The sequence below is a fragment of the Streptomyces morookaense genome (genome assembly GCF_013030945.1).
GTDB lineage: Bacteria > Actinomycetota > Actinomycetes > Streptomycetales > Streptomycetaceae > Streptomyces > Streptomyces morookaensis.
This window is the reverse complement of the sequence record NZ_JABBXF010000004.1, coordinates 20,492-38,385: the sequence shown is the minus strand read 5'-3', so window position 1 is coordinate 38,385 and position 17,894 is coordinate 20,492. Positions and strand designations below refer to the sequence as shown.

Genomic DNA, 17,894 nt, shown 5'->3' with positions numbered 1-17,894 from the left:
GGACCAGTCGTGTGAAGGGACTTTCGTGCGCGCGCCATACAGATCGATCGCTTCGGCACCCCCGGCGTCCTCGACGTCGTCGATGCTCCCGAGCCCGAACCGGGCACCGGGGATGTACTGATCCGGTCCGTCGCGACCAGCATCTCCGGCCGGGGGACCTGGGCCGACCTGGTGGCGCTTCCGGCGCAGGCCGTCGCGGCTGCGCCGCATCAGAGCTTGGTGTGCCACCCGCCCCGGGCGAGGATCGTCCGTCCCTCGGCGTTGACCAGTACCCGGGCGCCGCGCACTGGCAGTTCGCCGTGGTTGAGCCAGTAGGCGCGTACCTCGTCGAGGGCATCCCAGAGGCGTCGGGGGCCGCCCTGGTGGACGGTCGGCCGGTCGATGCCGACCGCGGTGGCGCGGGCCCATGATCCGTCGGCGTGCGCCATGATCGCAGTTCGGTTCTCGCCGTCCTGGTGGTAGCGGTGGACAATGCCGGGGGTGGTGACGCTGAGCATGGAATCGAGGTCCCATGCCTGCTCGACGTCCACGACCGGGTACGGGCCCGTGGTGACATCCTCGCCGTCCTGGTGCTCCGCGGCGGCGAGCAGGGTGTCGAGGCCGGGCGGGTAGTCGTCGCCATGGCGGGCCGTCATGAACCCGGCCCGGTCCCACAGCACTCGGCCCGTGGCGCCGCCGTCGGGATCCCTCTCCGCGGTGACGAGCAGGGACGTACCGGCGATGGTCGTCACCAGCCGGCCGCCGGGGCACAGGGCCTCAAGCCAGCTCGGCGGGATGGTGCGGACCGAGACCATGGACACGATGCGGTCGACGGACCCCGGCCTGACGGGCAGGGAGCCGGTTGCGTCGACGGTCTCGACTCGGGGGCACAGACCGATCTCGCCAAGGCGGTCGCGTGCGGCTTCGACGAGGTAGGGGTCGACGTCCACGCTGGTCACTCGGTCGGGGTGAGCCAGGTAGCGGGAGGCGAGGGCGGTTCCGTACCCCGAGCCGGTACCGACGTACAGCAGCATGTCGTCGGGGTCGAGGCAGGCGTGCCGGTGCATGGTGACGACGAGGCTCGGGAGGGTGGCCGAGGAGGTCGGCCGGCCCCTCGGGCGGTCGTCGGGTGTGGCGAGGTCGGCGTGCAGGGGACCTACGCGGGTGATGAGGGATGTGTCGGCGTAGGCGGCCGTCAGCCACTCGTCGTCGTTCTGGGGGATGCGCAGGGCGTAGGCGTCGCCGTCGCGTTGCCACCACCGGGGGATGAACAGGTGCCGGGGTGTTTCGGCGACGGGGGCACGCCATCGTGACGAGCCATGTGTGGCTGCTTCGGCGAGTGCTTCGGCGTGGTGCTGCCAGTTCACGCGGTGGCCTCCAGAGTGGTTGGGGCGGTGGCGGTGCCGAGCTTGGGGAAGGAAGGGAGGCAGGCCGGGGTCGAGGCGGGGTTGCAGTCACTGGAATCGGCCGGCGGGCAGGCGCCATTCGCCGCGGTCGGGGCGAACTCTTCCTCTTCGTACGCGGGGTCGCAGGCTTCCGTCGAGGCCGGGTCGCAGTCGTTCGAGTCGTCCGGCGTGCAGGCGGCGCGTGGCATGGGAATGGTCGCGGTGATCTCCTCCCATCGGTCGCTGTTGAGGATCTCGATGAGACGCTGCTGCCGGACGTTACCGGCGTCGATGAACCGCGACAGGATGCAGCCCGATACGTTCCCGTCCGGGTCGACGGATACGCGGTGGCGGAAACAGTGCCCGCACAGGTCGGCGGTGGTGGGTCCGTTGCCGTCGGGGGTGGCGGCGCGGCCGATGGGCCGGGCCTTGTCGATGTTGATCAAGCGGACGCCGAGGGCGCGCAGTTCGGCCTCGGCTTCCTTGACGCGTTGTCCGTCGAATACCTCGACGATGCCGACGCGGAGGGGGATTCCGCGGGCAAGGGCGGCGATGATGTTCGCGCGGGTACGGGCATGGCTGCCCTTGCCCTTGGTGACCTTCTCGTGTTCCTCGGGCTGATCGGAGTAGTAGGAGGTGGCGAGGCGGGCCCCGGGGCGGGAGAGGGCTGCCCAGAGGGCGGGGCGGATGTGGGTGAGGTTGCTGTAGACCTCGACCTTCAGGCCGGCGTCGATGGCCTGGGCGATGTAGTGGGGGAGGTAAGGCGAGAAGGTCGGTTCGCCTCCGATCAGTTGGGCGGTGGAAATACCGAGGGCGGCCACGTCGGCGATGACCTGCTGCCAGTCTTCGCGGGTCATGGCGCCGGGGCCGGTCTTGGGGCTGGAACTGGTGCAGCAGTGGGTGCAGTTGAGCTGACAGGTCCCGGTGATCTCCAGCTCGACGGAGCGGATGCCGACGGGAGCTGTGATTGGCTTGCCGGTTTCAGAGATGACGAGGGTCATGCGTACCTCTCCTGTGTCCGGTGGTGCGCCTGTTGTGGCTGGAATCGGCCCCGCCCTCCCTGGACCTTCCTGTTGACGGGTGGGGCCGGGGCTGCGCCCGATACGCTTGCGGCGAGCGGGTCGACCCGGGGTGTATCAGACTCCGGGGCGGCTCGCTTGCTGGTTCAGCCGCTGTCCGCAGCGGATGTTCGTGGATCCCCATCGGATCGTGCCGGCCTTGACGGCGGCATCGACGAACTGCCCCCACTCCTGTTGGGTGCGGTGACTGCGGGACGGCTCGAACGCGACGAGCAGGCGGAGAGGGCCGCCGTCGGTGATGTGCTGCAACCAGGCCCGGCCGGGGTCAGGAATGCAGATGCGCCACTCGCCTTCGCCGTAGTCGAGTTGGGCGACTCCCCGGTGCACGGAGAGCCGCGGCCCCACGTCGATTGGTTCCTCGGAGACCGGGACAAGGCCGAGGCACGCGGCGAGGGCGCGCATGCCCGCGTCGATCCATTCGACCGTCTCGCCGGGGCGGCGGGGCAGCGTGTGGGTCATGAGGAGCTGCGCCACCGCGCCGGTGTCTCCGTAGTGGATGCCGACGGTGTGCGTGAGGTCGGCGAGGAACGCGATGCTGGGGCTGGCCCTGATGGACGGAATATTCTTGATGTTGTTGAGTGCGCTTGTCACCGGCCCGGAACCTCCGCCCACACGAATTTTCCTTTTCCCATCGGTCGTGTGCCGGTGCCCCAGACAGCAAGGGCATCGACGATGTGAAGGCCACGGCCCCGGCGGCTTTCGGTGTTTCCCGGCTTCATCCGAGGCCGCTGACGAACGCTGTCGTGAACCTCGATGCGGGTACGGGAGTCGTCGGCGTCGAGGACGACGAGCATGAGGCCGTGGTTCTCCGTCCCGTATCGGACGGCGTTGGTCACGAGCTCGGAGACGACGAGGGCGACGTCGTCCAAGTGGTCATCGTCGGGGTCGTTGAGGACATGCTCGACAAATTCACGGGCGTAGGCGCGGGCCGCGGCGGGAGCCTCCTTGTCGGCTTCGAGAATGAGCTGCGACGGGAGGCCGACGGGCAGACGCCGGGACGGTTCACGCCATTTCGGGGCTGAGGTCACCATGCGTGTCCCATCGTTGGCATGGGCTGCGCGGTGGTCACGCTGTCCCCTCAATCGCATCGAGCGGCGATCCGTCCCCGCAGACCAGGCGGGAGAGGTCGCGCACCAGCTCCTCGGCGTCCGAACCGCTCATGATCAGGTGCCCAGTCGCAGGCTCGTCGTCCATGAAGATGCGCAGGGGGATGAAGAATCGGCCGGCCTTCGTACGGCCGAGCGGCTCATCGGGCAGGCGCTCGATGCGCAGCCCGGTGCGTCGGTCAGCGGACATGGGTTCCCTTCGGCTCCGCGTCAGGAGTTCACTGGCCGTCAGACCGTAGGACCAACAAGGAAAGGCACCCCGGAAGAAGTTCCGGGGTGCCTTTTTTCCGGGGTGAGGGTCAGCCGGCGAGCACGCCGACATACGCAGCATGGTCGCGCAACTCCGCCCGGTATGAGGGGCGTTCGCGCTTGAGGAGGTCGCGCACGGCCTCCCGGACGAGGGGGAAGAACTTGACCTCTTCGGGTGACGCCTTCCTGATGCGCCCGACCATGTACAGCGTCGCGTAGTCGTCTTGCTTCAGCCGGTTGGCGTTCATGACCTCGACGAGATACCGGGTGCGCCTTTCCAGCGGCAACACGGGGTTGTCGTCGTTGATGCTGTCGGCGAGGCGTAGCGCCTCGGTGGCGTCGCCCTCCTCGCCGGCCAAGTGCACGCCGTGCATGGCCACGTTCGTCGGGCCGAAGGATGTGCGCCAATCGTTACGGTCGGTGCCGACACGGCGGGCGACCTGGTCCGCTGAGTGAAGCAGGTCCCACGCAGTGGCTGCCCGGTTGTCCCGCATGGTGGCGACGGCCGCGGCCAGGTGCAACGCCCCATGGACGGAGAGCAGTTCCGGTGAGGCATCGTCCCCGGGCGCGGTGATCTCCATTGCCGAGCGGGCGAGGTCGGCTGATTCGGCGACGTCTCCGGTACTCGTGAGCACGCTGCACATGTTCCATGCGGATGCACCGATCAGGACGGGGTCGCCGATCTGGTCAGCGAGCTGTAGCGCGCGGTCTGCTGCGACGCGGGACAGGATCCGTTCCCCTACTCGACGGAGGTAGACCTGCAACAGGTGATAGAGGCCGATCTCCGCGCGGGCGACTTGTTCCTCGTCCGGACCGGCGGCATGGCGGGATGCATGACGCGCCTCTGCGAGCAGCTGGGGCAGTTGAGGGCCGACGATGGCGTACCGATCGACTTCGTGCTCGTAGGCGTGCCACGCTTCACCGATCCGCTGCTGCAGCTCATCAGGCGTCAAGGGGGTGCCGGGCAGGTCGGCTCCGAGACGGGACGAGATCGCGGTCAGGGCGTGCCGGATCGCGGGCACCGAGTCGTGTTCCGGTGAGCTGTGGACGGTGAGCGCGAGGTTCCGGCCGGTCAACTCCACCAGTTCCCGAATGTCGAGCACGCGGGCGAGGTCGAGCAGAACAGACAGTTTGTCGACGGGGATAACTCCTCGTTCGACCTTGCTCACCCAGTCTTCCGAGCGACCGATCAGACCGGCGAGCGCGGACTGTGACAGGCCCTTGCGCTGGCGGTACAACTTGATGCGGTCCCCGGTGGTGAAGTCGTGCGCGTAACTGTTCACCGGTACCCCTTATGGGACGTGACGACGCAGGTCTACTGCCAGAGTACGCGGGTGCTTCGAGGGACCGGAGCCGGCGGGTGGAGCAACTCGACGCCCCGGGGGCGCAGATACGGCGGGCGGCGATCCGACTCCCGGTCCGGGCGTGATGCGGCGCCTCAGAACCCGGGCGGCGTCTCCGCCCAGACGCACACCGCCGGCTCGGTGCCCGGATTGTGGTAGCGGTGCGGGGTGGTGGAGGGAAAGCTGACGGTGTCGCCGGGGCGCAGGCGGTGGTGAACTCCGTCGACCCAGTAGTCGAGTTCACCGCTGAGCAGCACACCCGCCTCCTCGCCGACATGCGTGTGCGGCCGGTCCCCCGAGGAGGCGCCGGGGGCCAGCTCCAGCATCATCAGCTCCAGGCGGCCGCCCGAGGCCGGGTTGAGGAGCGTGTACGTGACACCGTCGACCCCGGCCCGGGTGAGCTCCACCCGCTGGTCGGGGCGGGTCACGACGCGGCGCTCGCGGCGGTCGATCTCGTGGAAGAGACGGCTGAGCGTGATGCCGAGGGCGTCGACGATCGTCCGCAGCGTGTTGATCGTGGGGCTGTTGACGTTGCGCTCGACGTTGCTGAGGTAGCTGCGGGACAGCCCGGTCGCCTCGGCGAGACGCTCCAGGGTGAACCCCTTGTCCAGGCGCTCGCGGCGCAGGTGCTGCCCGATCCCGGATTGGTCGGTTTGGTCGGTTTGGTCTTCCATCGGCCGACGCCCTCCTCGTTCGCCAACGTCTAGGATAGTGGACACAGCATACGAGATAGTGGAGAACGTGAATGACCGCTGAGCTGCGTCTCGACCTGGCCGCCCTGGATCACAACACCGGCCTCATGGCCCGCTGGTGCCGCGAGCGCGGCCTCGAACTGTGCCCCCACATCAAGACCACGATGACCCGGGAGATCGTCGAACGGCAGCTCGCCGCCGGCGCCTGGGGCGTCACCGTGGCCACCGTCGATCAGGCCGAGGTCGCCCTGGAGTGGGGGATCCGGCGCATCATGATCGCCAACGAGGTGGTGGACGAGGCGGGCCTGGCCCGCATCCGGACCTGGCTGGAGACGACGCCCGGCCTGGAGCTGTACGCCTTCGTCGACTCCGGCACCGGCCTGGCCCGCGCCGTCACTGCGCTGGAAGGCGTGCGCACCCCCCTGCGCCTCCTCGTGGATGTGGGCGCCGAGGGGTGCCGCACCGGAGTGCGGGGAGCGGAAGCGGCCTCCGACCTCGGCCGTGCCGTGGCCGCGGCACCCGGCTGCGTCACCCTGGCCGGCGTCGCCGCCTACGAGGGCGTACGCCCCAACCGTCGCGACCCCGCCACGCTCGCCGCCGTCAGCGATCACTGCCGCACCGCCGTCGACGTCTTCCGCGCGCTGGCACCCCTGGTGACCGCGGGACCGCCGGTGTTCACCATCGGCGGCTCCGCCTTCCCCGACCTGGCCGCCGACGCCTGCCGCGAACTGGCCGATCTCACCGAGCCGGCCGAACCTGGCGAACAGCCGCCCGGCCACAGGCCAGTGTGCGTCCTCCGCTCGGGCTGCTACGTCACCCACGACCACGGCACCTACCAGCAGGTCACCCCCATCCCCGGCCTCCGGCCCGCGCTGACCGTCCGTGCGGCCGTGGTCTCGGCACCCGAACCGGGACTGGCCGTCGTCGGCGCCGGCAAGCGTGAACTGCCACACGATGCAGGCCTGCCGGTAGTGGTGGGCCCGCCCGGCGCGACCGGCACCGCGGCGCAGATCTTCGACCACCACCTGGTCCTCACCGATCCGCACGGCCTGGCCGTCGGCGACTTCGTGGACCTGGGCATCTCCCACCCCTGCTCCGCCTTCGACAAATGGCGGGAGATCAACGTCATCGCCCCGGACGGGTCCGTCCACGAGGTCTGGCGCCCGCGCTTCCGGCCCAGTTGATGACGGCCGGGCCTACGTCACCAGCTACGTCGGGCCGAGAAAAGCCACGTCCTCGGGCGGGACGACGTCCCCCCGCTCGTCGACGAAAGCGACATCCACCCGCTGCCCGGTGGAGCATGAACGCCGCACGGCGTACGGGCCCGACGGGCACGGCATGTGCCGGTCGCCCCATTGCTGGATGGCGGCCAGGACGAGGCGAAGGTCACGGCCGGCGGGGGTGAGATGGTAGGCGTCGCGGGCCCGGCAGCCGGGGTCCTGGTACGTGCGGGTTTCCAGCACGCCGGCTGCCACGAGGGCCTTGAGGCGCGCACTGAGGACGTTGGGCGCGACGCCGAGCGCCTCGCGGATGTCGGCGTACTTGTTCTTGCCGGCGAAGACCTCGCGGAGGATGAGCAGCGTCCACCGTTCGCCCAGCACCTGAAGGCTGCGCTCGATCGAGCAGCCGGACGTGCCGTCCGGTCCGGGGGCAGGGGTCTGCGCGACCATGACCGCCCTCCCTCCTTCGCCGTCGCGGGCACGGGTGTTGCCAGGGGCCACCCTAACCACCTGACTAGCTCAACACAAGTCAGCTCCTGAGTACTGTTGCGCAACTCAGCCCCGGTGGATACCGTCCCGATAGTCAGGCTCAGGCTGCCTCACTCTCCCCCAAGGAGCAGACCGCATCATGGACGCGACGCCGACCACCCCCACCGCCGACAACCACAACGCCGACCACCACAACCGAGCCGCGCTTCTGCTCGACCGCCCCTTCACCCTCAACGGGCTGAACCTCAAGAACCGCATCGTGATGGCGCCGATGACCCGTCGCTTCTCGCCCGGCGGCGTGCCCGGCAAGGACGTCGCCGCCTACTACGCCCGCCGGGCGGCCGGCGGGGCGGGGCTGATCATCACCGAGGGCACCTACATCGGTCGCGACGCCGCGGCCGCCTACCTCGACGTCCCGCACTTCCACGGCGAGGACGCCCTGGCCGGATGGGCCCGCGTCGCCGACGAGGTGCACCGCGCCGGCGGCCGCATCATGCCGCAGCTGTGGCACACCGGGCTCGCCCGGACCCCGGACAGCCGGCCGGCGTGCCTGCCGAAAGCCCTTCCGGCATCGGCCTCGACGGCACTCCGCACGGCAAGGCCATGACGCTCCAGGACATCGACGAGGTCATCGCCGCCTTCGCCGAAGCCGCCGCGGCAGCCGAGCGCGCAGGATTCGACGGCATCGAACTGCACGGCGCACACGGCTACTTGATAGACAGCTTCCTGTGGGCCGGCACCAACCGGCGCACCGACGCCTACGGCGGCGACACCGCCTCCCGAGCCCGCTTCGCGGCCGAGATCGTCGCAGCGGTGCGCGCCGCCGTCTCCCCCGGTTTCCCCGTCGTCTTCCGCCTGTCGCAGTGGAAGGCCGAGCACTACGACGCCCGTCTCGCCGGGACGCCCGAGGAGCTCGAGCAGCTGCTCACCCCGCTGGCCGCCGCGGGAGTGGACGCGTTCCACGCCTCGACCCGCCGCTACTGGCTGCCCGAGTTCGAGGGCAGCAGCCTCAACCTCGCCGGCTGGACCAGGAAGTTGACCGGCAAGGCCGCCATCACCGTCGGCTCGGTGGGCCTCGACCAGGCGTTCAGCGGAGTCCGCGGCAACATCCCGCAGGCCCGGACCACCGGCATCGGCCCGCTTCTGGACCGCTTGGAGCTCGACGAGTTCGACCTGGTCGCGGTGGGGCGCGCACTCCTCGCCGACCCCGACTGGCCCGCCAAGGCACTGACCGGCCGTCTCGACGAGACCGTCCCCTACGACACGGAACTGCTCAAGACCCTCGCCTGAGCCGGGCGGCGGAGTGCCGAGGTCACGCTGTCAAGGTCTCGCCGTCCAAGGTCACGCCGTCACGATCCGCGGGTGCGCGAACACCGAGTTGTCGATGACGACATCCATCATCGGCAACGGGTCGACCTCCTGAAGATAGATGCGCTCGGCCACCAGATACCGGTCGCGGTGGACCGACTCCCCTTCGGTTCCGGCCCGGTCCTGATCGCGCTCGGCACCTCGCCGGACGGATACTTCCGCATCCACCTGCAACCAGATGCGGAAGTCCCAGTACACGTCGATCTCGGGGCGGAAGGCGAAGACGCCGTCCACGATCAGCACCGCGTCCGCCCCGAGCGGCGTCACCTCGGATGAGCAATCCCGTTGGGTCAGCGGGTCGATGCTGCACAGTGCACAGCTTGTCGCTCCGGGTGCCCGGCAGGGATCCAGCAGCAGGCGCTTGACCGCTTCGTAGTCGTACGCATTGCGGTAGTACCCCTCACCCGACTCCCGGTCGTAGAGATGCCGGTCCCTCCACGGCTTCTTGAAGTCGTCGAGAGTCGCCCGGAGCACCGGCCGCCCCTCGGCACTGATCCGCCCGGCCAGTTCATGCCCGAAGCTCGTCTTCCCGGCAGCGGTGAAGCCATCGATCCCCACGAGCAGACGGCCCTGGCCGAGCGACAGAATGCGCTTGGCGATCTCTTCGACCAGCATGCTCCGCTCGGCGGAAGCCGCCGGCGGGCAGGGCTGTTGCCAGGACGAAGCCGAGTGGTACACGTCCGCCTGTGGTGATGTCATGAGGCCGAACCTATCGGCCCGTTCAGCAGCCGAGGACAGGGGCAGGGACGGGGACAGGGACTACTGGTGGTCCAGCACCGCCTTCATGACCGCCTTGGCGATCGGCGCGCCCAGCCGGCCGCCCGCGATGTCCGAGCGGGAGATGTCCATGTCCGCGGGGTCGACGAGAACGGCGACCGCGACCGGGGACGACCCGTCCGGCAGTTTGGCGTAGGAGACGAACCACGCGTAGGGACGCTCGTCACGGACGTCGGCACCGTGCTGGGCGGTGCCCGGCTTGCCGCCGACCGTGACACCGGCGATCCGCACCTTGTCGCCCGTGCCGTCGGTCACCGTGTACTCCATCATCTCCTGCACCTTCTTCGCGGTGCCCTCGGAGACCGCCTGGTCGAGCACCTCGGGCTCGGTCCTAGCGACCGTGGACAGGTCGGCGCCGCGCAGCTCCTCGACCATGTACGGCTTCATCACCTTGCCGTTGTTGGCGAGACCCGCGGTGACCATGGCCATCTGGAGCGGTGTGCTCGCCAGGCTGCCCTGCCCCATGCCGGTCAGCGCGGTCTGCGGCTTGTCCAGCTCGCCGGGATAGGCGCTCGCGACCGTGCGCACGGGCGTGAACTGCTCCTTGTTGAAGCCGAACTTCTCGGCCGTCTCGCGCATCTTGTCCTTGCCGGTTTTCAGCGCCGCGTCGAGGAAGACGTTGTTGCACGACCACTGCATGCCGGTCTTCAACGAGACACGGTCGCACTGCGCGTCGGGCACGACGCTGCCGACCTTCGTCGTACTGAGCGGCAGCTGGTACGGAGACGGGGCTCCTGACGAGGCGTTGATGTCGGTGACGGCACCGCTTTCGAGGGCGGCCGCCGCTGTGAGAATCTTGAAGGTGGATCCGGGCGGATAGGTCTCGCGGATCGCGCGGTTGCTCAGCGGTTTGTCCTTGTCCTTGTCCAGCTTCTGGAAGATCTCCCCCTCCTTCCTCGACATGCCGGCGAAGACGGACGGGTCGTAGGACGGCGTGCTTGCCATGGCGAGGATCCTGCCGGTCCGCGGATCCAGGGCGACCACGGCGCCCTTGGCGTTCAGGTCCGTCAGCCCTTTGTAGGCGGCCTTCTGCGCTGCCGGGTCGATCGTGGTGACGACGTCGCCGCCCCGGGGCTTCTTACCAGTCAGCGCGTCCAGGGGTCCGGTGTACAGCCGGTCGTCCTTGCCGCTCAACAGGCCGTTGTGGACGCCTTCCAGGAACGTCGCGCCTTGTGCCTGGGAGAAGTAGCCCGTGATCGGCGCGTACAACGGGCCGTCCTTGAACACCCGCTTGTACTTGAAGTCCGAGTCGGGCGTCGCCTCGGAACCGGTGACGGCCTCCCCTCCGACGATGATGTCGCCGCGCGGCCGGGAGAACGCCTCGATCTGCACCCGGCGGTTGTGCGGATCACCGGCCAGGCGGTCGCCCTCGACGAACTGCACCCATGTGGCCCGGAGGAGGAGGGCCATCACCATGACTCCGCAGAAACCGGCTATGCGTCTGATCGTTCGGTTCATGACGGATCACCGGCAACGTCCGAGAGAACACTGCGGACGACGGGCCCCGCCGAGGCGCCGCCGGTCTTCCCCTGCTCCACGACGCACGCGATGGCGACATTGCCCCGATGGGCCACGAGCCAGCCGTTGTTGGGGGCGTCCTCGGTGACCTCGGCGGTGCCGGTCTTCGCGCCGACGTCGCCCGGCAGACCGTCCAGCACCTTCGCCGTGCCGTCGGTGACCGTCGCACGCATCATCTGCCGCAGCCGCTCGACCACGTTCTGCGGGAGGCGGGAGGTCGTCGTCGTGTCCTTGTTGCCGCGCGTGATCGTGGGCTGGTGGAAGGTCCCGGAGACCGCGGTCGCAGTGACGGACGCCATGATCAGCGGGTTGGCCAGCACCCGGCCCTGCCCGATCATCGAGGCGGCCTTCTCCGTGTCGTCGCGGGGCGCCGGAACGGACCCGTCGAACGACGGTATGCCGGTGTGCCATTCCTGGCCGACGCCGAAGTATTTCCTGGCCACATCGCCGAGTTCGCGGTCGCCGAGCTTGTCGCGCAGGCTGATGAAGGCGGTGTTGCACGACTCCGTGAAGTCCTTGAGGAACGTCGCGTTGCGGTGCTCGGACGTTTCGACATTGTGGAACTGCTTGCCCACGGTGAGGTACTTCGGGCAGTCCACGATGTCCTCGGGCTTGACCGCGTCCTTGAGCAGCAGTGCGCTGGTGGTGACGACCTTCCAGGTGGAGCCGGGCGCATAGGTGCCGGAGACTGCGCGGTTGAATCCGGAAGGGGAGTTCGCCACGGCCAGGATCTCGCCGTTGTCGACGCGCAGGGCGACGAGCGCGGCGTTCTTGCCGTCGGTCTTCGCGGCCAGAGCCTTCTCCGCGGCTGTCTGCCAGGCGGAGTCGATGGTGGTCCGGATGGGCTGGTCAGCGGTCCGGGACGGCTGCTTGCCGAAGGTGGCCTCGGTCCCCTTGATCTCTCCGGTGGCGCGGTCGACGCGCCGGATCGCACCGCCCGGACCGGCTCCGGCGGCGCGGGCGGCCTGCGCGAGCACGGGCGCCAGGGAGGGGTGCGTGTCCTTGGACAGCGCGCGGCCCGCCCGGTCGGTGGCCTTGGGGCCGTCGGCGCCCTCGCGGTCGAGCCGGAACTTCTCCGCGTCGCTCAGGTGCGGGTGCACGAGCGAGAGCGTCCAGGCCACCTTCCAGGAGCCGTCGTCCTGCTTGCGCAGCGGAACGGTCCCGTCGTAGGTCCACGTGCCGAGGTCGGCTACGGGCATGGCGGCCGTAAACGGGACGTCGACGGTGCCGTCTTGGGCGATCCTCGCCGAATGCGCGGTCAGGGTCGGTTTGTCGACAGCGAGTCCGGTGGTGAAGTTGCGCAGCACCTCCTGGGCCTTGCCGGGGCTCGTGGTGCGCCCGCCCGCGTCCGCCAGACGTCCCTGGGCCCAGTCGGCCAGGAAGGCCCGGGCCTGGGCCGTGGCCTCGGGGTCGGGCACGGGCGGGCCCGGGGCGAAGGGGCCCAGTTCGGCGACGTACGCGCCGCCGGCGACGACGGCGAGGGCCACGGCCACCGCACCGGCCGTCCGGATCACCGGGCCGGTCCTGCGGCGTTTCCGGGTGGGGCGTTCGGCTTCGGGCATCGGCGGATCTTCGTTCGTGCTCACGCAACGAGAAGAGCAGCAGCCGACGCGGCATGTCCAAGATTCTTATCGGTCTCACATCGATAAGAAAGCACTATGCTTGCTGGTCATGGACCTGATCCGGCACCTGGAATGCTTTGTCGCTGTTGCAGAAGCGTCACATTTCGGCCGTGCCGCAACGCGGCTGGGCATCGCCCAGCCGCAGCTGTCGCAGCGCATCCAGCGCCTGGAACGCGAGCTGGGGGTCCGCCTGTTCGAGCGCACGAGCCGGCAGGTGACGATCACCAAGGCCGGGACGCTGCTGCTGGACGAGGCACGCGAACTGCTCACCCGCTCCGAATCCCTCATGGCCGCCGCCCGCCGCATCCGGGACGGGGAGAGCGGACTGCTGCGCGCCGCGCTGCCACCGGACCTCGCCGGCGAGACCGTCGCCGCGATCCTCGAAGGGTTCCGGCAGCGCCACGCCGGCGTCGAACTGGAGCTGCACGAGCTGTCCACCGCCCAGCAGCTCACCCGGCTCGCCTCGCACGAGCTGGACGTCGGGCTCGTCCACCACCCCTGCGACATCACCGGCCTCGAACTCGGGCCCGTCCTGCGCCGCGAGGTGGGCGTGCTCCTCCCGCGCCACTCCCCCGCCGCCGCCCTGGACACGGTCCCGCTCGCCGCCCTCGACGGACACGACCTGGTCCTCTTCCCCCGGTCCGCTTCACCGGCGCTCTACGACGACATCCTCACCACCTGCGCACGCGACGGCTACACCCCCGCCGCCGTCCGGCAGGGCCAGGGCGCCAGCTTCGTCCGCGGTCTGATCCTCTCGGCGGGCGCGGTCGCCTTCAGTCCGCAGGACGCCCGCAGCACGCATACCGCCGAAGGGGACCCGGACATCACCTGGCGCCCCCTCGCCGGTGCCCCCTTGAACTGGCGGCATTCCGTCGCCTGGCCCCGCGGGCGCGGCGACGCCGCCGTCGGTGCCTTCGCCGAAGCGACCACACGCGCCCTGCTGGACGCGGCCGCAGGCGGCACGGACGAACCCGCGGAACCCGCGCGACCGCTGTACCTGCGCCCGGCATCGGAGTACTGGCTGTGACGACCGCGACCACCACCAGCCGCCGCATCCACGCGGCCTTCGCCGAAGCCGGCGTCACCGGCCGGCTGCACGCACTCGACATCGACTCCGGCGCGGAGATCGACGCGGGCGCGGACGAGGCGGTCGTGACCGCCAGCGTGCACAAGCTCTGCCTGCTCGTCGCCCTCCACCAACAGGCCGCGGAAGGACGCCTGGACCTCACCGAGCAGATCGACTGCCCGCCAACCGGCCGCACCGCGGGCCCCACCGGGCTCGCCGCCATGCTCGATCCCGTCCGCATGTCCCTGCGCGACACCGCCTACTTGATGACGGCCGTCAGCGACAACACGGCCGCCGACCTCCTCCTGCACCGCATCGGCCTCGACGCGGTGAACTCCGCCACGGCGGGCCTGGGGCTGACCCGGACGCGCGCCGTCCACACGTTCCACGACATGCTGGCCACCATCCGGGACGACGCCGGTCCCGGCCGGGCCCGGGCATTGACCGATCCGCAGGTCGTCGCCCGGCTGACGGCTCTCGATCCGGCCCGTACCAACCGCAGCACCCCGCGCGAGATGACCCGTCTTCTCCGCGCCGTGTGGCGTGACGAGGCCTGCCCCGCCGAACACGGTGCGGCGATCCGCCGCCTGCTGGGGCTGCAGGTCTGGCCGCACCGGCTGGCCTCCGGCTTCCCCTTCGACGACGTCCACGTCGCGGGCAAGACCGGAAGCCTGCCCACGGTGCGCAACGAGGTCGGCGTCGTCGAGTACCCGGACGGCGGCCGGTACGCCGTGGCCGTGTTCACCCGCGCCGCCAGCACCGCCGCCACGCTTCCGGCGGCGGACGCCGTCATCGGCACCACCGCCCGGATCGCAGTGGATGCGCTGCGCGCCACCTGAGCGGGTCCGGGGCGCTGGCCCCGGCAGGTGCCCCCAGCGGTAGCTGGGGGAGGAACTGCGCGACCAGCCGCCCGACCCTACCGGTTGAGCTGCCCGGTGACCGTCCCCGACGTTCCTCTCCGCCTACCCCGCCTGGAGGGCAAGGGTCGGCGAGAGCCGGGCCGCGCGGACCGCCGGATACAGTCCCGCCACCGACCCGATGAGCAGGGTCGCGGCGAAGCCGCCACCAACTGCCCACAGGGGCACGACCCACGGCATGCCGCCCGAGGCGGCGAACACATACGTGGCCGCGGAGCCCAGCAACACACCGGCCAGTCCGCCGAGTCCGGACAGCAGCAGCGACTCGGTGACGAACTGGATGCGGATCTGTCCGCGGGTGGCGCCCAGGGAGCGGCGCAGGCCGATCTCGTGGCGGCGTTCCAGCACCGAGATGATCATGGTGTTGGCCACGCCGACGCCCCCGACCAGCAGGGCCACGCCGCCCAGTCCGAGCAGCAGGCTGTCGAACGCGCCCTCGGTGGCGGCCTTGGCCTGGAGCGCTGCGGACGGGTTGGACACCTTGACGTTCTGCGGGTTCTGCGGGTCGGCGGTGCGTGCGAGCAGCTTGCCGACCGACTCGACGGAGGCGTCCGAGGAGCGTTCGTAGATCTGGGTGGGGTGCCCGTCGAAGTCCAGGAGGGTGCCGGCGGCCTGCCATCCGACCAGTGCGGCCCGTTCGACCTCGGGCACCAGCGGCAGCGGGTCGAGGATGCCGATGACCGTGAAGTACTGGCTGCCGATGAGGACTTGCTGACCGGGCGCGGTGATGCCCAGCCGCTCGGCGGCAACGCTCCCGAGCACCACCGAGGGGTAGCGTCCGTTCGCGTCGTTGAGCCAGGTGCCCGTACCGACCGTGCCGCCCAGGGCCTTCAGCAGGTCCTCGCCCGCAGCCTTCACGGAGAGACCGCCGGTGTCGTCCTTGGAGATCTTCTCGCTGCGCCGGACGGTTTGTTTCAGGTCTCCGACCGCACCGACGTGTTCGACGCCGGGGATGCGGCCGATCATGCCGGGCGCTTCCTTGGGCAGCTTGGCCCTCTCGCCGCTGAACAGGTCCTCGCCGGGGGCGACCTTGAGCATGTTGGTGCCCAGTTTGTCGAGCTGCTGGAGCAGTTGGGCCTTGCTGGAGGCCGAGATGCCCACCACCGCGATCATCGTGGCGATGCCGATGGCGATGCCCAAGGCGGACAGCACGACCCGCATCGGCCGGGCGCGCAGGCCCGCCGAGCCGACGTGCACCACGTCACGGGGGCCGAGGCGGGCCGGGGTCAGTCGGTCGCTCGGCACTGGTCCTCGCCTCCTGCCGGCTCCAGCGGCATCGTCTCCGCGTCTTCCGGCCTCGCCTGTGCGTCTTCCGGCGTCGTGCGCGCGTCCTCGACGATCCGGCCGTCGCGGATGCGCACCTGGCGCGGCAGGGCGCCGGCGATCTCGCCGTCGTGGGTGATCACGGCGATGGTCGCCCCGTCGGCGTTGAGGTCGTGCAGCAACTGCATGACGGCCTCGCCGGAGGCGGAGTCCAGGGCGCCGGTGGGTTCGTCCGCCAGCAGCAGATCCGGCTCGCCGACCACCGCCCTGGCGATGGCCACCCGCTGCCGCTGCCCGCCGGACAGTTCGTGCGGGCGGTGGTGCATCCGGTCGCCGAGCCCGACGCGTTCCAGGGCCGTGGCGGCGCGCCTGCGGCGCTCGGCCCGGGCGAGGCCGGAGTAGAGCAGGCCCTCGGCGACGTTGTCCTGGGCGGTGACCCCGGACACGAGGTGGAAGGACTGGAAGACGAAGCCGATGTGCCGGGCGCGCAGGGCGGACAGCCGGCGGTCGGAGAGGGCCGCGACGTCATGGCCCGCGATGGCGACGGTACCGGCGGTGGGACGGTCCAGGGTGCCGACGATGTGCAGCAAGGTGGACTTGCCGGACCCCGACGGGCCGACGATCGCGAGCAGTTCCCCGCGCTCGATGCGCAGGTCCACCCCGCGCAGAGCCGCGACCCCGCCCGGGTACTCCTTGGTGACCTGGTTCAGTTCGACGACAGTGTTGGCGACGATGGTCATGATGTGGGCACTCCGACCTTCATGCCTTCCTGGAGGCCGGACCCGCTGATCCCGCTGACCTCCACCCTGCCCTGCCCGAACAGGCCGAGCCTGACCGGGACTTCGCGGGCCTTCCCGTCCTCCACGACCTGGACGCCGAAGCCGCCGGCGGGCAGGGCGAGCAGCGCGTTGACCGGGACGGTGAGCACGTTCTCGTGCGTCTCGCCCTTGAGCTCGACGGTGACGGGCGCCTGGTCGATCCCCTTGACCTCGGACGGATCGGCGAAGGTCACCCGGGCGGTGACCTTGGCGGACTTGTCCTGCCCGCCGCCCGGTCCCTTGTCGTCGCCGTCCGGACCGGCGCTGCGGTCGACGGACGCGACATTCCCCTTCACCTTGTCGCCGCCGGGAAGGGTGACCTCCACACGGGTGCCGGGCTCGGCGAGAGAGGCATCGGACACGTCGAGCTCGACCTGCACCTCGCGCTCGGCCCCGGTGACGGTCAGCACCGGCTTGCCGGGAGCCACTTGGTCACCGACAGCCGCCTCCTTCTTCTTGACCCGCACCGGACCCGGCGCGAAGGAGATCTGCTCCGGACCCGTCTCACCGGTCTGCTTCAGGCCGTGGGACTTCTGCCAGCGCTTGAGCGCTTCCGCCGTTCCGGAGGTGAACTCCTCGTCCACGGTCAGGCCGGCGCCGTAGCCGAGGTCGCGCAGGTTCTGCTTCAACTGCCGGACGTCCGGCCCCTTGTCCCCGGCCTTGAGCTTCCGGTACATGGGCCGCTCGCCGTACAGCAGCCGGACCTTGGCGCCGTCGGCCTCGTAGAGCGCCTCGTTCTGTTTGACGACCGCGCCGTTGTCGGGCAGCCAGGTGACCGTGCCCTGCGCTCCGGCGTTGAGCTTGCGCTCCTTGGAGTAGCCGAGGGTGCCGTCCACCTGGGTGCGGCTGCTCAGGTCCTGCCGCTTGACCGTGTCGGTCTTCTGCGGCAGCCCGTCCACGTGCCGCTCCCGGCCCTTGCCGTCGTCGCCGCTCACCGAGACGACGGCGGCCCCGCCCACCAGCGCACTCGCCACGACGAGCGAGGCGATCACGTATTTTCTCG

General features: G+C 70.2%; 17 protein-coding genes and 1 pseudogene. 4 read left to right on the top strand and 14 right to left on the bottom strand.

What is annotated here, in order from left to right; all coding sequences use genetic code 11:
• Window positions 1–209: 209 nt before the first annotated feature.
• From HG542_RS01860 to HG542_RS01830, 7 genes are all read right to left on the bottom strand, one after another.
• Entirely contained in the window at window positions 210–1,346 is a 1,137-nt protein-coding gene (locus HG542_RS01860; protein ID WP_171078204.1) for a methyltransferase domain-containing protein, read from the bottom strand.
• Complete coding sequence (locus HG542_RS01855) at window positions 1,343–2,365, bottom strand: radical SAM/SPASM domain-containing protein (RefSeq protein WP_171078203.1); 1,023 nt, start codon at window positions 2,363–2,365, stop codon at window positions 1,343–1,345. Before HG542_RS01855 ends, HG542_RS01860 begins: the two co-directional genes overlap by 4 nt.
• Before the next feature lie 135 nt (window positions 2,366–2,500).
• The gene (locus tag HG542_RS01850) at window positions 2,501–3,034 is read right to left on the bottom strand and encodes a hypothetical protein (RefSeq protein ID WP_171078202.1); all 534 of its coding nucleotides are present in this window, start codon (window positions 3,032–3,034) and stop codon (window positions 2,501–2,503) included.
• Complete coding sequence (locus tag HG542_RS01845; RefSeq protein WP_171078201.1) at window positions 3,031–3,474, bottom strand: ATP-binding protein; 444 nt, start codon at window positions 3,472–3,474, stop codon at window positions 3,031–3,033. The genes HG542_RS01850 and HG542_RS01845 overlap by 4 nt, the downstream gene beginning before the upstream one ends.
• Before the next feature lie 34 nt (window positions 3,475–3,508).
• Window positions 3,509–3,739, bottom strand: coding sequence for a hypothetical protein (locus HG542_RS01840; RefSeq protein WP_171078200.1), 231 nt, complete (start codon window positions 3,737–3,739; stop codon window positions 3,509–3,511).
• Window positions 3,740–3,848: 109 nt separating this feature from the next.
• On the bottom strand, window positions 3,849–5,081 hold the full coding sequence (locus tag HG542_RS01835; protein ID WP_171078199.1) for a helix-turn-helix domain-containing protein: 1,233 nt from the start codon (window positions 5,079–5,081) through the stop codon (window positions 3,849–3,851).
• Window positions 5,082–5,236: 155 nt separating this feature from the next.
• Window positions 5,237–5,815 carry a helix-turn-helix domain-containing protein gene (locus tag HG542_RS01830; protein WP_171078198.1) on the bottom strand — a complete coding sequence of 193 codons (579 nt, stop codon included), beginning with the start codon at window positions 5,813–5,815 and terminating at the stop codon, window positions 5,237–5,239.
• Window positions 5,816–5,886: 71 nt separating this feature from the next.
• Between HG542_RS01830 and HG542_RS01825 the strand changes: the two genes are divergently transcribed.
• Window positions 5,887–7,017: an alanine racemase gene (locus HG542_RS01825; RefSeq protein WP_171078197.1), complete on the top strand. Its 1,131-nt coding sequence runs from the start codon at window positions 5,887–5,889 to the stop codon at window positions 7,015–7,017.
• Window positions 7,018–7,041: 24 nt separating this feature from the next.
• On the opposite strand, the gene HG542_RS01820 is transcribed toward HG542_RS01825, so the two are convergent.
• The gene (locus tag HG542_RS01820) at window positions 7,042–7,503 is read right to left on the bottom strand and encodes a winged helix-turn-helix transcriptional regulator (protein ID WP_171078196.1); all 462 of its coding nucleotides are present in this window, start codon (window positions 7,501–7,503) and stop codon (window positions 7,042–7,044) included.
• Between the two features lie 178 nt (window positions 7,504–7,681).
• On the opposite strand from HG542_RS01820, the pseudogene HG542_RS01815 reads away from it, so the two are divergent.
• Window positions 7,682–8,832, top strand: a pseudogene (locus HG542_RS01815) (NADH:flavin oxidoreductase).
• Window positions 8,833–8,883: 51 nt separating this feature from the next.
• On the opposite strand, the gene HG542_RS01810 reads toward HG542_RS01815, so the two are convergent.
• From HG542_RS01810 to HG542_RS01800, 3 genes are all read right to left on the bottom strand, one after another.
• Window positions 8,884–9,525: a nucleoside/nucleotide kinase family protein gene (locus HG542_RS01810; RefSeq protein WP_218038992.1), complete on the bottom strand. Its 642-nt coding sequence runs from the start codon at window positions 9,523–9,525 to the stop codon at window positions 8,884–8,886.
• Window positions 9,526–9,669: 144 nt separating this feature from the next.
• Window positions 9,670–11,145: a peptidoglycan D,D-transpeptidase FtsI family protein gene (locus HG542_RS01805; protein WP_171078194.1), complete on the bottom strand. Its 1,476-nt coding sequence runs from the start codon at window positions 11,143–11,145 to the stop codon at window positions 9,670–9,672.
• Complete coding sequence (locus tag HG542_RS01800) at window positions 11,142–12,767, bottom strand: penicillin-binding transpeptidase domain-containing protein (RefSeq protein ID WP_171078434.1); 1,626 nt, start codon at window positions 12,765–12,767, stop codon at window positions 11,142–11,144. Before HG542_RS01800 ends, HG542_RS01805 begins: the two co-directional genes overlap by 4 nt.
• Before the next feature lie 109 nt (window positions 12,768–12,876).
• On the opposite strand from HG542_RS01800, the gene HG542_RS01795 reads away from it, so the two are divergent.
• Both HG542_RS01795 and HG542_RS01790 read left to right on the top strand, forming a co-directional pair.
• A complete protein-coding gene (locus tag HG542_RS01795; RefSeq protein WP_171078193.1) occupies window positions 12,877–13,854 on the top strand; it encodes a LysR family transcriptional regulator in 978 nt (325 codons plus the stop codon).
• The gene (locus tag HG542_RS01790; RefSeq protein ID WP_171078192.1) at window positions 13,851–14,732 is read left to right on the top strand and encodes a serine hydrolase; all 882 of its coding nucleotides are present in this window, start codon (window positions 13,851–13,853) and stop codon (window positions 14,730–14,732) included. Before HG542_RS01795 ends, HG542_RS01790 begins: the two co-directional genes overlap by 4 nt.
• A gap of 123 nt (window positions 14,733–14,855) precedes the next feature.
• Here HG542_RS01790 and HG542_RS01785 read toward each other — a convergent pair whose 3' ends face one another.
• The 3 genes from HG542_RS01785 to HG542_RS01775 are packed head-to-tail and all read right to left on the bottom strand — an operon-like array spanning window position 14,856 to window position 17,883.
• Entirely contained in the window at window positions 14,856–16,055 is a 1,200-nt protein-coding gene (locus tag HG542_RS01785) for an ABC transporter permease (protein ID WP_171078191.1), read from the bottom strand.
• The gene (locus HG542_RS01780; RefSeq protein ID WP_229922462.1) at window positions 16,037–16,813 is read right to left on the bottom strand and encodes an ABC transporter ATP-binding protein; all 777 of its coding nucleotides are present in this window, start codon (window positions 16,811–16,813) and stop codon (window positions 16,037–16,039) included. Before HG542_RS01780 ends, HG542_RS01785 begins: the two co-directional genes overlap by 19 nt.
• On the bottom strand, window positions 16,810–17,883 hold the full coding sequence (locus tag HG542_RS01775) for an efflux RND transporter periplasmic adaptor subunit (RefSeq protein WP_229922461.1): 1,074 nt from the start codon (window positions 17,881–17,883) through the stop codon (window positions 16,810–16,812). Before HG542_RS01775 ends, HG542_RS01780 begins: the two co-directional genes overlap by 4 nt.
• Between the last annotated feature and the right edge of the window lie 11 nt (window positions 17,884–17,894).